At 71.4% G+C, this 13700-nt stretch carries 13 protein-coding genes; 6 read left to right on the forward strand and 7 right to left on the reverse strand.

Annotated features, from left to right (window positions below; genetic code table 11):
- Positions 1-6 precede the first annotated feature (6 nt).
- Positions 7-1443, reverse strand: a complete 1437-nt coding sequence (locus tag Nocox_RS06220; RefSeq protein WP_084685352.1) for a winged helix-turn-helix domain-containing protein — start codon at positions 1441-1443, stop codon at positions 7-9.
- Positions 1444-1689: 246 nt separating this feature from the next.
- Entirely contained in the window at positions 1690-1950 is a 261-nt protein-coding gene (locus Nocox_RS06225) for an HGxxPAAW family protein (protein ID WP_020541376.1), read from the reverse strand.
- 224 nt (positions 1951-2174) lie between these two features.
- Here Nocox_RS06225 and secA point away from each other — a divergent pair, with 224 nt between their 5' ends.
- Complete coding sequence (gene secA, locus Nocox_RS06230; RefSeq protein ID WP_020541377.1) at positions 2175-4964, forward strand: preprotein translocase subunit SecA; 2790 nt, start codon at positions 2175-2177, stop codon at positions 4962-4964.
- Positions 4965-5031: 67 nt separating this feature from the next.
- Here the strand turns inward: secA and Nocox_RS06235 are convergent, their stop codons facing one another.
- The 5 genes from Nocox_RS06235 to Nocox_RS06255 all read right to left on the reverse strand — a co-directional run bounded on the left by Nocox_RS06235 (position 5032) and on the right by Nocox_RS06255 (position 9744).
- On the reverse strand, positions 5032-5415 hold the full coding sequence (locus Nocox_RS06235) for an Rv3235 family protein (protein WP_020541378.1): 384 nt from the start codon (positions 5413-5415) through the stop codon (positions 5032-5034).
- Between the two features lie 166 nt (positions 5416-5581).
- Positions 5582-6925, reverse strand: coding sequence for a PTS transporter subunit EIIC (locus tag Nocox_RS06240; protein WP_157382848.1), 1344 nt, complete (start codon positions 6923-6925; stop codon positions 5582-5584).
- Positions 6926-7005: 80 nt separating this feature from the next.
- Positions 7006-7596 (reverse strand): DUF6461 domain-containing protein, encoded by a 591-nt coding sequence (locus Nocox_RS06245; RefSeq protein ID WP_020541380.1) that lies wholly within the window; start codon positions 7594-7596, stop codon positions 7006-7008.
- Between the two features lie 30 nt (positions 7597-7626).
- Positions 7627-8943: a PTS transporter subunit EIIC gene (locus Nocox_RS06250; protein WP_020541381.1), complete on the reverse strand. Its 1317-nt coding sequence runs from the start codon at positions 8941-8943 to the stop codon at positions 7627-7629.
- Positions 8944-9003: 60 nt separating this feature from the next.
- Positions 9004-9744, reverse strand: a complete 741-nt coding sequence (locus Nocox_RS06255) for a GntR family transcriptional regulator (protein WP_020541382.1) — start codon at positions 9742-9744, stop codon at positions 9004-9006.
- A gap of 126 nt (positions 9745-9870) precedes the next feature.
- Here Nocox_RS06255 and Nocox_RS06260 point away from each other — a divergent pair, with 126 nt between their 5' ends.
- The 5 genes from Nocox_RS06260 to ptsP all read left to right on the forward strand — a co-directional run bounded on the left by Nocox_RS06260 (position 9871) and on the right by ptsP (position 13680).
- Positions 9871-10905 (forward strand): SIS domain-containing protein, encoded by a 1035-nt coding sequence (locus tag Nocox_RS06260; protein WP_020541383.1) that lies wholly within the window; start codon positions 9871-9873, stop codon positions 10903-10905.
- A 33-nt stretch (positions 10906-10938) separates the two neighbouring features.
- Positions 10939-11175 (forward strand): PTS sugar transporter subunit IIB, encoded by a 237-nt coding sequence (locus tag Nocox_RS06265; protein WP_020541384.1) that lies wholly within the window; start codon positions 10939-10941, stop codon positions 11173-11175.
- Positions 11176-11186: 11 nt separating this feature from the next.
- On the forward strand, positions 11187-11633 hold the full coding sequence (locus Nocox_RS06270) for a PTS sugar transporter subunit IIA (protein WP_026213953.1): 447 nt from the start codon (positions 11187-11189) through the stop codon (positions 11631-11633).
- Between the two features lie 125 nt (positions 11634-11758).
- Positions 11759-12022 carry an HPr family phosphocarrier protein gene (locus tag Nocox_RS06275; RefSeq protein WP_020541386.1) on the forward strand — a complete coding sequence of 88 codons (264 nt, stop codon included), beginning with the start codon at positions 11759-11761 and terminating at the stop codon, positions 12020-12022.
- Positions 12019-13680 (forward strand): phosphoenolpyruvate--protein phosphotransferase, encoded by a 1662-nt coding sequence (ptsP, locus tag Nocox_RS06280; protein WP_033408241.1) that lies wholly within the window; start codon positions 12019-12021, stop codon positions 13678-13680. Before Nocox_RS06275 ends, ptsP begins: the two co-directional genes overlap by 4 nt.
- The last annotated feature ends 20 nt before the right edge of the window (positions 13681-13700 follow it).

Genomic DNA, 13700 nt, shown 5'->3' on the forward strand with positions numbered 1-13700 from the left:
GCCGGCCTATCGTGGGGCGTTCAGAATGGGGACGAGTTCTGGCGGATCGGCGCGTTCGACGCGCACGCTGTCGCAGCCGACCCACTCGGCGGCCGACCACAGGGCGTCCGCCAACGCGCCGGCCCACTTGGCGGGGGACAGGCCGGGCTCCAGGTGCACCTGCCTGGCCACGAGGGTCGTGCCCTCGCGGGCCGGATCGACCCGGCCGATCAGCCGGCCCCCGGCCAGCACCGGCATCGTGAAGTAGCCGTGCACCCGCTTGTGCTTGGGGACGTAGAGCTCCAGCGTGTAGCTGAAGCCGAAGATCCGCTCGGTGCGGCCCCGGTGCCAGATGAGGGAGTCGAACGGCGAGACCAGCGTGGTGCGGTGCCGGCCGCGCGGCTCGCTCGCCAGCGCGGCGGGATCGGCCCAGGCGTTGGCCTGGCCCTTCTTGCCCGGCCAGCCCGCGACGGTCACCGGCGTCAGCCCGGCCGCCCCGCTGAGCAGGGCCTCGTCCAGGATCGCCGCGAAGCGCCCCTTCAGGCGGAGGAAGTCGATCAGGTCGGTGCGGTTGGCCACGCCCAGCGAGCGCCCGGCGATGCCGGCCAGCCGTACGACGCACTCCTCGTCCGTCAGGTCCTGGCCGAGCAGGTCGGCGGGGATCGCGCGCTCGGCCAGGTCATAGACGCGGCGCCAGCCGGTGCGGCGGGTGCAGACCAGCTCGCCGATGTCCAGCAGCCACTCCAGACCGATCTTGGAGTCGGACCAGTCCCACCACGGGCCGCCGTTCTTGGCGCCGCCGACGTCGGAGGTCATCACCGGGCCCGAGTCGCGCACCTGGCCGAGCAGCTTGTCGACGCTGTCGGGGACCTCGTGCCAGCGGTATCTGCGCTCGCGGTAGGCGCGGCGGCGGAAGGAGTAGAGGGGCCAGTGCTCGACGGGCAGGATGCAGGCCGCGTGGCACCAGTACTCGAAGCTTCGCGCCGGGTCGTGCCAGTAGGCCCGCTCCACCGCGGACCTGCTCACCGCGCCCAGGCGGGCGTACGCGACCAGCTCGTGGGAGCGCGCCAGGACCGAGATGGTGTCGAGCTGTACGGCGCCCAGCCTGCGCAGCATGGCGTGCACCCCGCCCTTGCGCGCGTCGGCGCCCAGCAGGCCCTGGGCGCGCAGGATGAGGCGACGCGCGTCGTCGAGCGAGAGCTCCACAGCGCCACCGGGCGCGGGCGGCGCCCCGATGGCGGGGGAGGGCGATCCCGGGAGGAGGGGTTTCCTCTCGGATGCGGCAGCGGCCCCGGCTGTGGCGACGGCGCTCACCTGGGCGACGCTCGGGGCACCGGCTGCCGGTGCGGGAGCGCCGGGGGAGGCGTCCCCCGTGTCGAGTCCCGTGACGAGTCCCGTGTCGGGGTCCGTGTCGAGCGCCTGTGCGTCGTCCAGGAGGTCCTGGGGGTCTTCAGGGCGGTGCATGCGTGCAATCTAGCGGCGGTCACTGACAAAACGCCCGCCGTGGGCGGACGGCGGGGAACCGGGGAGGGGGGCGAAGGAATGGCCCGGGTTCCTCCGACACGCCGACGAGCGGCGGGAAAGCATCACATGGGGAGGATTTTGAGCAGGCAGGAAGAAGGGGAAGGGGATGGGCAAAAAGAAAGGCGGGCCGCCTCGTAGGGGGCCCGCCTCGGAGATCGCGGTGGCGATGGTCGTCGAACGCCGCCGTCAGCGGTGATCCTCGGCCCGCATGCCCACGCGCGGCGCGTCGATCACCACGTCGGTGAAGATGTCGAAGACGAGGGCGAGGATGCCGCCCACGACGAACACCCCTGCGCCGATCCACACCAGCGTCCAGCTGGCGACGGTCAGCCCGAAGCCGGCGACGACGAATCCGGCCAACATGACCGTCACCGCCAGCCACGATGACGCCCGTCCGCCGTGGCTGCCGAGATCCTCCGTTTGCTCCGACTTCTTCCCCTCAACCATGCTTAATCCTTCCTTTGCCGGTTATGCCGCTATACATGCGGGCCGGCGGTCAACCGGCATACCCTCTGCCTTGCCCCCATTCTCCCAGACCAGTCCTGCGCCCTCGTCGGCACGGTGGCTGTGTCTGGTTGCGGAAGCGCCTACGATGGCACTCGGGGAAGTTTGTCTCGGCCTCTCCTCCTGGCGGCGCCGCCGGGGTAGACCTGCGAGGAGCTTTACATAAAGTGGCAGCCATTCTCGACAAGATCCTGCGTGCCGGCGAAGGCAAGACCCTGCGCAAGCTCAAGCGGATCGCAGACCAGGTCAACTCCATCGAGGACGACTTCACGAGCCTGTCCGACGCGGAGTTGCGCGCGCTGACGGACGAATTCAAACAGCGCTACGCGGACGGCGAAACTCTCGACGATCTGCTTCCCGAGGCGTTCGCCACGGTGCGCGAGGCGGCCCGCCGCGTGCTCGGCCAGCGCCCCTACGACGTGCAGATCATGGGTGGAGCCAACCTCCACATGGGCAACATCTCCGAGATGAAGACCGGTGAGGGCAAGACCCTGACCTGTGCCCTGCCCTCCTATCTCAACGCGCTCTCCGGCAAGGGCGTCCACATCGTCACGGTCAATGACTATCTGGCGAGGCGCGACGCCGAGACGATCGGCCGGATCCACCGCTTCCTCGGGATGGAGGTCGGCTGCATCGTCTCCGGGCAGCAGCCCGACGAGCGCCGCAAGCAGTACGAAGCGGACATCACGTACGGCACGAACAACGAGTTCGGCTTCGACTACCTCCGCGACAACATGGCGTGGTCCCTTGAGGAGTGCGCCCAGCGCGGCCACAACTACGCGATCGTGGACGAGGTCGACTCCATCCTCATCGACGAGGCCAGGACCCCGCTCATCATCTCCGGCCCCGGCGAGCAGTCCGGCAAGTGGTACCAGGAGTTCGCCAAGATCGTCCCCCGCCTGCGCAGGGGCGTCGAGGCGAAGAACCCGGGCGAGGAGAGCACCGGCGACTACATCGTCGACGAGAAGAAGCGCACGGTCGGCATCCTGGAGGCCGGCGTCGAGAAGGTCGAGGACTGGCTCGGCATCGACAACCTCTACAAGCCCGAGCACACCCACCTCGTCGGCTTCCTCAACAACGCGCTGAAGGCCAAGGAGCTGTTCAAGCGCGACAAGGACTACATCGTCTCCGAGGGCGAGGTCCTGATCGTCGACGAGTTCACCGGGCGCATCCTGCACGGCCGCCGCTACAACGAGGGCATGCACCAGGCCATCGAGGCCAAAGAGGGCGTCAAGATCAAGGACGAGAACCAGACGCTCGCCACGGTCACCCTGCAGAACTACTTCCGCCTCTACGACAAGCTGGCCGGCATGACCGGCACGGCGGCGACCGAGGCCAACGAGTTCCACCAGACGTACAAACTGGGCGTGGTCCCCATCCCGACCAACCGGCCGATGATCCGCAAGGACCAGGCCGACGTGGTCTACAAGAACGAGGACGCCAAGTTCAACGCGGTGGTCGAGGACATCAAGGAGCGCTACGAGCGCGGCCAGCCGGTCCTGGTCGGCACCACGTCGGTGGAGAAGTCCGAGCGGCTGTCCAAGGCGCTCAAGCGCCGCGGCGTGCCGCACGAGGTGCTCAACGCGAAGAACCACGAGCGTGAGGCCGCGATCATCGCCGAGGCGGGCCGCAAGGGCGCCGTCACCGTCGCCACCAACATGGCCGGTCGAGGCACCGACATCATGCTCGGCGGCAACTCCGAGTTCCGCGCCGACCAGGAGCTGCGCCAGCGCGGCCTCGACCCGGTCGAGACGCCGGAGGAATACGACAAGGCCTACCCCGAGGCGCTGGAGAAGGCCCGCGCCGCGGTCAAGGCCGAGCACGACGAGGTCACCGAGCTCGGCGGCCTCTACGTGCTGGGCACCGAGCGCCACGAGTCGCGCCGCATCGACAACCAGCTCCGCGGACGTTCCGGCCGCCAGGGCGACCCCGGCGAGTCGCGCTTCTACCTCTCGCTCGGCGACGACCTCATGCGCCTGTTCAACTCGGCGCGGGTCGAGGTCATCATGACCCGGCTCAACATCCCCGACGACCAGCCGATCGAGTCCGGCATCGTCTCCAAGGCCATCGCCTCCGCCCAGCACCAGGTCGAGCAGCAGAACTTCGAGATCCGCAAGGAAGTTCTGAAGTACGACGAGGTGATGAACCGCCAGCGCAAGGTCATCTACTCCGAGCGCCGGCGCGTGCTGGAGGGCGCCGACCTGCACGACCAGGTGCGGGGCTTCGTCGGCGAGGTCATCGACGGCTACGTCCAGGGCGCCACGTCCGAGGGCTTCGCCGAGGAGTGGGACCTCGACAAGCTGTGGAAGGCGTTCAGCGAGCTGTTCCCGATCACGGTCACCGTCGCCGACCTCGTCGAGGAGGCGGGCGGCCGCGAGGAGCTGACCGCCGAGCTGATCAGCGAGAAGGTCAAGGCCAACGCCATGGAGGCGTACGCCAGGCGCGAGGAGGAGATCGGCGCCGAGACCATGCGCGACCTCGAACGGCGGGTCATCCTGTCCGTTCTCGACCGCAAGTGGCGCGAGCACCTCTACGAGATGGACTACCTGCGCGAGGGCATCGGCATGCGGGCCTACGCGCAGAAGGACCCGCAGATCGAATACCAGCGGGAAGGGTTCGAGATGTTCGCCGCGATGCTTGAGGGCATCAAGGAGGACTCCGTGGGCTTCCTGTTCAACCTCGAGGTCGAGGTGCAGGAGAACCCGATCGTGGAGGAGGAGGACGCGGTCCTCGCGGAGACCCGTTCGATCATCGCGCGCGGGCTGCGCGGGCCCGAGCGGCCGGCCGAGCTGGAGTACTCCGCTCCCGGCGAGCAGGGCGAGGTCGAGCACACCCGGGTGCGCACCACCTCGGCGGAGCGGGCCGCGTACGGCAACGTGGAGCGGAACGCGCCGTGCCCGTGCGGGTCCGGCAAGAAGTACAAGCGCTGCCACGGCGACCCCAAGAACGCCGCCTGAGCGCGCTGACGTCACGGAAGGACCTCCGCCCCGACGGGCGGGGGTCCTTCCGTCGTCAGGGGGTGGGTCAGGCGGCTTCGACGTCGGTGCAGAGCCAGTGGATGCCGTGGCGTTCGAGGCGGACGGCGAGCACGCGGTCGCGTTCGCCGCAGCGTACGATCACGCACATCTCGATGACGCCCTCGCGCGGCTCCGTCACGTGGACGCGGCGGACGAACGGCGTGCGGCCGGTCCTGAACAGCGGGCCGGTCGTGATGAGGTGCCGGTAGGCGCGGCTGGTGAGCCGGTCGGCCAGCGTCTCGGGGGCGCGGCGGCCGGCCAGCACCTCGGCGAGGGCCTGGCCGAGGTGGCGCAGTCGGCGTTCGTCGGGGGTCGCGCCCGGCGGCCCCCAGATCATGGGGCTCAGGGCCAGGGCGCCGTCGGTGCACGGGATGCGGGGGGCTGCCGACACGGGTCCTCCTTCTCGCGGGGAAACGCCTTCAGGAGTTTTCGGCCCGGCCCCGTTGTACGTGCCGCACCAGCTTCTCCCGTTCGTGCCGGTCAACGTCCGGGTTTGTCCGGTGGGGGCCGCGGAAGCTGGAGCGGCCGATGCCCGGTTCCGGGCGGAAGGGCCGGGGCTAAGGGTCGGCCGTAACCTCGCGGCCGGGAGTGGGCAGGTTCAGGGCGCGGATGAGCAGCGCGAAGATGGCGTAATAGAGGACGAAGTACGCCACCCCGAACCCGAGGATCAGCCCGAGGCGGTGCGTGTTCGCCTTGCCGGCGTTCAGCAGCAGATCGATCGCGCCGCCGGAGAACGTGAACCCCAGCCGCGCCCCCAGCTCCGCCATGAGCGCCATAGACACGCCCGTGAGCAGCGCGTGCACGGCGAACAGCACGGGCGCCACGAAGATGAACGCGAACTCCAGCGGCTCGGTGATCCCGGTGACGAAGGACGTGAGCCCGGCCGACAGCAGGATGCCGCCGACCGCCGGGCGGCGCTCCGGCGGGGCCGCGCGCCACATGGCGACGGCCGCCCCGAGCAGCCCGAACATCATGACGGGAAAGAAGCCGGTCATGAAGATGCCCGCGCCCTGCTCGCCGGCGAAGTAGCAGTTGAGGTCGCCGGCGGCGTTCCTGGTCGCGCCGCGCACGTCGGCCCGGCAGTCCGGCAGCGTGAACCAGACGATCGTGTTGAGGAAGTGGTGCAGGCCCACGGGGATGAGCAGGCGGTTGGCGACGCCGTAGATGCCCGCGCCGGCGGCGCCGTGGACCGACAGCCAGTCGCCGGCCCCGGCCAGCCAGTCGCCGACCGGCCGCCACAGCAGGCCGAAGACGACGCCGAGCAGCAGCGCGGCGACGGCGGTGATGATGGGGACCGAGCGCCGGCCGCCGAAGAAGGCCAGCCAGGCGGGCGGCTTCACCCGGTGGAAACGCTGCCAGAGCAGGGCGGCGGTGAGGCCGATGACGATGCCGCCGAGGACGCCGGTCGGGTTCTGCGCGCCGGCGTTGAGCGCGCGGGTGCCGTCCTGGAGGACGAGCAGCACCTCCTCGTAGACGGCGCCCTCGCCCGCGTCGAAGAACAGCGTCTTGGTGACGCGGTCGAAGACCAGGTAGCCGACCAGGGCGGCGAGCGCGGTGGAGCCGTCGGACTTGCGGGCGAAGCCGATGGCCACGCCGACGGCGAACAGCAGCGGCAGGTTCTCGAACAGCGCGCCGCCGGCCGCGGCCAGGACCCGCGCGAGCGGCGCCAGCCCGGGCACGGCGCCGAGCAGGTCGTCCTGGCCGAAGCGGAAGAGCAGGCCGGCGGCGGGCAGGACGGCGATGGGCAGCATGAGCGAGCGCCCGATGCGCTGCAACACGGCGAGAGCAGGGCCGAAGAGGCGCCTGCCGGGGTGGCGCTCGCCGGAGGGGTGCCTGCCGGAGGGGGGCTCGCCGGAGGGGTGCCTGCCGGAGGGGGGCTCGCCGGAGCCGATGGCCGCCATCGCCGCGCCCACCCCCGCTCGCTGGTCATAGTGCGGGGGATCGGGGTGTTCCTACCACTCCGGGATCGGGAGAAAACGGGTCAGGTGGCCAGGGAGGGGATCGGGCGCGGGACGAAACCGCACCGGTAGGAGGCGTCCTGGAGGAGCTGCGGCGTCACCGCGATGCCGGTCAGGTGCTCGGCCAGCATGAACGCGGGACCCTCGTGCGGATCGAGATGCCAGTGGCCGGTCTCGATCAGCCGCATGGTGGCGGCCAGCTCGCCGGGCACCTCCTCGACGTAGCCCTCCTGGGGGTAGAAGGCGAAGCGGAGCCGCCCGTCCTCGATCCAGAGGAAGTTGTCCAGGCCCTTGACGTCGAGGTAGGCGTGGGCGACGACGCGGGTGCCGGCCGACAGCGGCGCCAGGATCTCCTCCGACCACGCGAGGTCGCCCAGGGTCTCGACGACGAGCGTCCAGCCGCCGATCGCCGTGAGGCCGAAGAAGTGGCCGCGGTCGCCGAACCTGCGGCGGGCCTCGTCCTCCAGCTCCTTGAGCGTCATGGGCACGAGATCCTCCGGCCGGCCGCCCAGCCGGGCCGTGACCTGCTCCGGGGTCAGGTCGCGGACGTAGGTGAGCCCGTAGGAGCCCGCGAGCAGGGGATAGCTCTCCTCGGAGAGCCAGTCGGCGATCATTGCGCCATCCTGGCAGTCACGGCCGACATTTCAGGTCTCGCCCGAGTCGAGGTCCGGTTCGGGCTCGCGGCCCGGGGTCATGATGTCGAGCCTGCGGATCAGGAACGTGAACACGGCGTAGTAGACCACCCCGTAGACCACGCCCAGCAGGAGGATGCCGGGCACGTTCTGGGTGTTGGACTTGCTGGCGTTGAGCAGCATGTCGAGCAGGCCGGCGGAGAAGCCGAAGCCGAGCTGCCCGCCGATGAGCGTGGTCAGCGCCATCGCCAGCCCGGTCAGCAGCGCGTGCACCACCAGCAGGAGCGGCGCCACGAAGATGAAGGCGAACTCGATCGGCTCGGTGATGCCGGTGACGAACGACGCCAGCGCCGCCGACAGCATGATGCCGCCCACCGTGGCCCGCCGGTGCCTGGGCGCGGCCCGCCACATGGCGAGCGCGGCGGCCGGCAGCGCGAACATCATGATCGGGAAGAAGCCCGCCATGAACTGCCCGGACTGCGCGGCGCCGCCGAAGTAGCAGTTCCAGTCGCCGACCAGCACCCGGCCGCCCACCTCGCACTGCGGGACGACGTACCAGACCACCGAGTTGACGAAGTGGTGCAGGCCGAGGGGAATGAGCAGGCGGTTGACCACGCCGTAGATGCCGGTGCCGACCGGGCCGAGCGCGGTCAGGGCCTCGCCGGCGTGCCGGAACCACTCGCCGATGACCGGCCACAGCCAGCCGAAGAGCACGCCGATGAGCAGCGCCACGATGGAGGTGATGATCGGGACGAAGCGCCGTCCGCCGAAGAACGCCAGCCAGGTGGGCAGCTTGATCCGGTGGAAGCGCTGCCAGAGCAGCGCCGCGACCAGGCCGATCACGACGCCGCCGAGCACCCTCGTGGGGTTCTGCATGCCGTAGTTGATGATCTCCCGTACGCCGCCCTGGGCCGGGAGTTCCTTGATGGAGACGGTGTCCCTGATGTCGGAGCCGAAGAACATGACCTTGGTGACCCGGTCGAAGACCAGGTAGCCGACCACGGCGGCGAGCGCGGTGGAGCCGTCGGACTTGCGGGCGAAGCCGATGGCCACGCCGACGGCGAACAGCAGCGGCAGGTTCTCGAACAGCGCGCCGCCGGCCGCGGCCAGCACCTCGGCGACCGCGCTCATCCAGGACAGGCCGGCGACGTCGGCCAGGCCGCCGGGCTCGGCGCCGTTCGAGCCGAGCATGTCGGGCTGGCCGAAGCGCAGCAGCAGGGCGGCGGCGGGCAGGGCGGCGATGGGCAGCATCAGCGAGCGGCCCATCCGCTGCAGCACGGACATGACGCGCGCGAACGGCGAGGGCCGGGCGGCGGCGGTCTCGTTCACCGGGCGTTCCTCCGGGGGTGGGAGCACCGGGCTTCCGGCAGTCTGGGGAGCTCGGGGGCCTCAGCCCCGTCGTACGGGCATCTCGAGCATGGTGCGGAGCTGGTAGCGGTCGGCGCGGTAGGTGGACACGCCCAGCTCCGCGCAGACGCCGCCGGAGAACGACCGGCGCTGGAGCAGCAGCACGGCCCCGCCGCGCGGCAGCTTCAGCAGGTCGGCGTCGCTCGGGTCGGCGATGCCGCCGTCGATGGTGAGCTCGCCGGCGTCCATGACGAGGCCGTAGCGGCGCTCCAGCAGCTCGTAGAGCGACTTGTCCGACAGGTCGTGCTCGGCCAGGCCGGGGGCGAGCTTGACCGGGATGTGGGCCCGTTCGATGGACAGCGGCTCGCCGTCGGCGGTGCGCAGGCGCTCGATGAAGTGCACCTCCTCGCCCGGCTGGATGCCCAGCTCCTTGGCGAGGTGGGCGCTGGCGCGCACCACGCGCCGGTCGAGGTCGCGCGAGCCCGGCACCATGCCGCGGGCCCGCATGTCGTCGCTGAACGAGGTGAGCTGCAGCGCCAGCTCGATCTTCGGCCGAGCCACGAAGGTGCCCTTGCCCGGCACCCGGTGGAGCCGGCCCTCGGAGACGAGATGGTCGACGGCCTGCCGGACGGTCATCCTGGACAGGCCGAAGCGCTGGCACAGCTCGCGCTCGGACGGGATGGCCGCGCCGATGCTGAGCTCGTTGCTGTCGATGAGGTCCAGCAGGATCTCGCGGAGCTGGAAGTATTTGGGCACCGGGCTGTCCGGGTCGATGTGGGCCACGGGATCCTCCCCTCGTTCCGTGCCACGGGATGGGCTATGGTTCGTACTGGTCTAGTCCGGACTAGACCACAGGTCGCGAAAGACGGTCAAGCCCGATCCCGTACCAGTTGAAGGATGAGCCCACCGATGACCACGAAGATGCGCAGCGAGATCGCCGAGCAGCCGGCCGCGCTGCGGGCCACACTGGACTCCCTGCTCCCCAGGATCGGCGAGGTGAGAGCGGTGGGCGAACGCACCCGTCAACTGCTGTTCATCGCGCGTGGCACCTCCGACAACGCAGCAGTTTACGGCCGCTACCTCGTCGAATCACACGCAGGGCGGCTCTCCGCGCTGGCCGCGCCGTCGATCGCCACCACCTACCGGCGCAAGCTGGACCTCGACGGAGTGCTGGCCGTGGCCATCTCCCAGTCGGGACGCACCGAGGAGATCGTGGAGACGCTGGCCTGGGCCAAGGACTGCGGGGCGGCGGCCGTCGCCGTCACCAACGGCGGCCCGGACAGCCCGCTCGCGCAGGCTGCCGACGTGGCGCTGTGCACCGAGGCGGGGGAGGAGAAGGCCGTCCCGGCGACGAAGACGTACACGACGCAGCTCGCCGCGCTCGCGGTGCTGGCGCTCGGCCTCGGCGCCGACGTGGACCAGGACGACCTGCGGCGGGTCCCCGACGCGGTGGAGAAGCTGCTCGGCGAGCCCGGCGACCTGGACGCCGTGGTCGAAGGGCTGCTGGACAAGCCGGGCGTGGTCGTCTCCGGCCGCGGCCTCGCGTTCTCGACCGCGCTGGAGACCGCGCTCAAGCTCAAGGAGGCCTGCTACCTGCACGCCATGGGCCTCTCCTACGCCGACCTGCTGCACGGCCCCATCGCCGTCGTGGACGCCGACACCCCGGCGCTGCTGGTCGCCGCCGAGAACAGCCCGACGCTGCCCGGCACGGTGGCGCTGGCCGAGCGGGTGGTGGCCGCGGGGGCGGCGGCGTACACGATCGGTGGCGGCGAAGGGCTGGCGCGGGCGGGCACGGCCGCGCTCAACGGCCCCGACCTGCCCGAATGGGTGGCCCCGATGGGGCTCATCGTGCCGGGGCAGCTCCTCACCGAGGCGCTGGCCAGGCGGCTCGGCGTCGACCCCGACGCGCCGCGCGGCCTGAACAAGGTCACCCAGACGGACTGATCTAGCCTGGTCGGCAGGAGCTAGGGAGGCCGGATGGCGGCGGATGTGAACGCGATCATCGCCGGGCTGGGCGGGGCCGACAACATCATCGAGATCGAGCCCTGCATCACCCGGTTGCGGACAGAGGTGCACGACGCGACCAAGGTCGACCAGGCCGCGCTGCGGGCGGCGGGCGCGCACGGCGTCATGGCCGCGGGCAACGTGGTCCAGGTCGTCGTCGGGCCGGAGGCGGACACCATAGCCAGCGACATCGAGGACATCATCGGCTAAGGGCGAGGACCATGACGACTGTTCTCGCCCCGGTCGAGGGGGCGGCCGTGGGGCTGGCAGCCGTGCCCGACCCGGTGTTCTCCGCGGGCCTGGTCGGTCCGGGAACGGCCATCGACCCGCTGCGGGGGCCCGGCAAGGCCGTGGCCCCCATAGCGGGAAAAATCATGAAACTGCATCCGCACGCGTACGTCATCGTGGGGGACGACGGCAAGGGCGTGCTGGTGCACCTCGGCATCGACACCGTCCAGCTCAAGGGCCGGGGCTTCCGGCTGCTGGCCGCCGAGGGCGACCGGGTGAGCGCGGGACAGCCGGTCGTCGCGTGGGACCCGGCGGCCGTCGAGGCGGGCGGCCGCTCGCCGGTCTGCCCCGTGGTGGCGCTGGACGCGACGAACGGGGCGGTGACGGGCCTCGCCGAGGGGGCAGTGCATGTGGGGGATGAGCTCTTCCGATGGGACTGACCTTTGGGACCGCGGCTGCCGGGAAAGCGACACAATAGGCACGGCCCCCGATTTCGCCCCCCGGTCGGCGGGTTCATCGCGACGCGCGTCCGGCGACTGGTCCGGACCGGCAGAAGGAGGAGTCGATGGGTGAGCGCAAGGTCACCGTGGCGGCGGAGGTGGGGTTGCACGCCCGTCCCGCGGCGACGTTCGTCCAGCGGGCCATGAAGGCCCCCATGGACATCACGGTGACGAAGATGAACAGTGCCAAGGCCCCGGTCAGCGGCAAGAGCATCCTCGCCATCATGGCGCTGGACGTCCGCCAGGGCGAGACCGTGGTGATCAGCGCGGAGGGCGAGGGCTCGGAAGACGTCCTCGACGAGCTGGCCGAGATCGCCGGCACGCCATGAACCTGCGGGGGGTGGGGGTCAGCCCGGGCTTCGGGCACGGCCCCGCTTATGTGCTCTCCGTCTCGGTGCCCGAACCCCCCGAGGGCGCAACGTACACAGGCGAGGCGGAGCAGGAGAAGGAGCGCGCGATCACCGCGCTCACGCAGGTCGCGGGCGAGCTGGAGGCGCGCGGCCACCGGGCGGGCGGCGAGGCCGAGGAGATCCTCAAGGCCCAGGCGCTGATGGCCGAGGACCCCGGCCTGGTCGTCCGGGTGCGCTCGCTGATCGACCGCGGCCTGGCCGCGCCGCGAGCCGTCTACGAGGCCTTCGCCCGCTACCGGGAGGTGCTCGCCGGGTCCGGCGGCTACCTCGGCGAGCGGGCCGCCGACCTCGGCGACGTCAGGGACCGCGTGATCGCGGTGCTCTACGGCATCACCATGCCGGGGCTGCACGGGGCGCCGGCGGAGCCGTACGTGCTGGTCGCCCGCGATCTCGCGCCCGCCGACACCGCGCTGCTGTCGCGCGAGCACGTGGCCGCCTTCGTCACCGAGGAGGGCGGCCCCACCAGCCACACGGCGATCCTGGCGAGGGCGCTCGGCGTGCCCGCCGTCGTCGCCTGCCCGGGCGCGACCGGCATCAGGCCGGGAGCGCGCGTGCTGGCCGACGGCACCTCCGGCGAAGTACGCGTCGAACCCGCCGAGTCCGACGTCGCCGAGGCGGTCAGCGCGAACGCCGTGCGCCGGGCCGCGTACGCGCAGGCCGAGGGGCCGGGCCGGACCGCCGACGGCCGTCCGGTGCCGCTGCTGGCGAACGTGGGCGGCCCCGCCGAACTGGACGCCGCCGTCGCGGCGGGCGCCGAGGGCATCGGGCTCTTCCGCACCGAGTTCCTGTTCCTGAACCGTACGGAGCCGCCCGGCGTGGAGGAGCAGGTGCCGGTCTACCGGGCGGCGGCGCGGGCGTTCCCCGGCGGCAAGGTGATCGTGCGCACCCTGGACGCGGGCGCGGACAAGGCGCTGGCGTTCCTGCCGGTCCCGCCGGAGCCGAACCCGGCGCTGGGCGAGCGCGGGGTGCGCCTGTTCCGGCGCTACCCGCAGGTCATGGAGGCGCAGCTCGACGCGCTCGCCGCGGCCGGCGACCTCATGGTGATGGCGCCGATGGTGGCCACCGCCGAGGAGGCCGAGTGGTTCACGCGCGCGTGCCGCTCGCACGGCATCGCGCAGGCCGGCGTGATGATCGAGATCCCGTCGGCCGCGCTGCGCGCCGGTGACCTGCTGAGCTCGGCCGACTTCGTCTCGATCGGCACCAACGACCTCTCCCAGTACGCCTTCGCCGCCGACCGTCAGCTCGGCGCGGTGAGCGCGCTGCAGGACCCGTGGCAGCCCGTGCTGCTCGACCTGGTCGCGCTGACCGCGACGGCCGCGCGGGAGGCGGGCAAGGCGTGCGGGATCTGCGGCGAGTCGGCCGCCGATCCGGCCATGGCCTGCGTGCTCGTCGGGCTCGGCGCCACCACGCTGTCGATGGGGGCGGGGGCTCTGCCCGGCGTGCGGGCGGCGCTGGCCGCGCACACGTCCGACGAGTGCCGGCTGGCCGCCGACGCCGCGCGGGACGCCGTCACGGCGGTCGAGGCGCGGGCCGCGGCGCGGGCGTACCTGCCCGCGCTCGGGCGTCTCGGTGTCTAGATTCTGGATACCTTTGGAGT

Origin of the sequence: Nonomuraea coxensis DSM 45129, assembly GCF_019397265.1 — a bacterium.
GTDB classification, from domain to species: Bacteria; Actinomycetota; Actinomycetes; order Streptosporangiales; family Streptosporangiaceae; genus Nonomuraea; species Nonomuraea coxensis.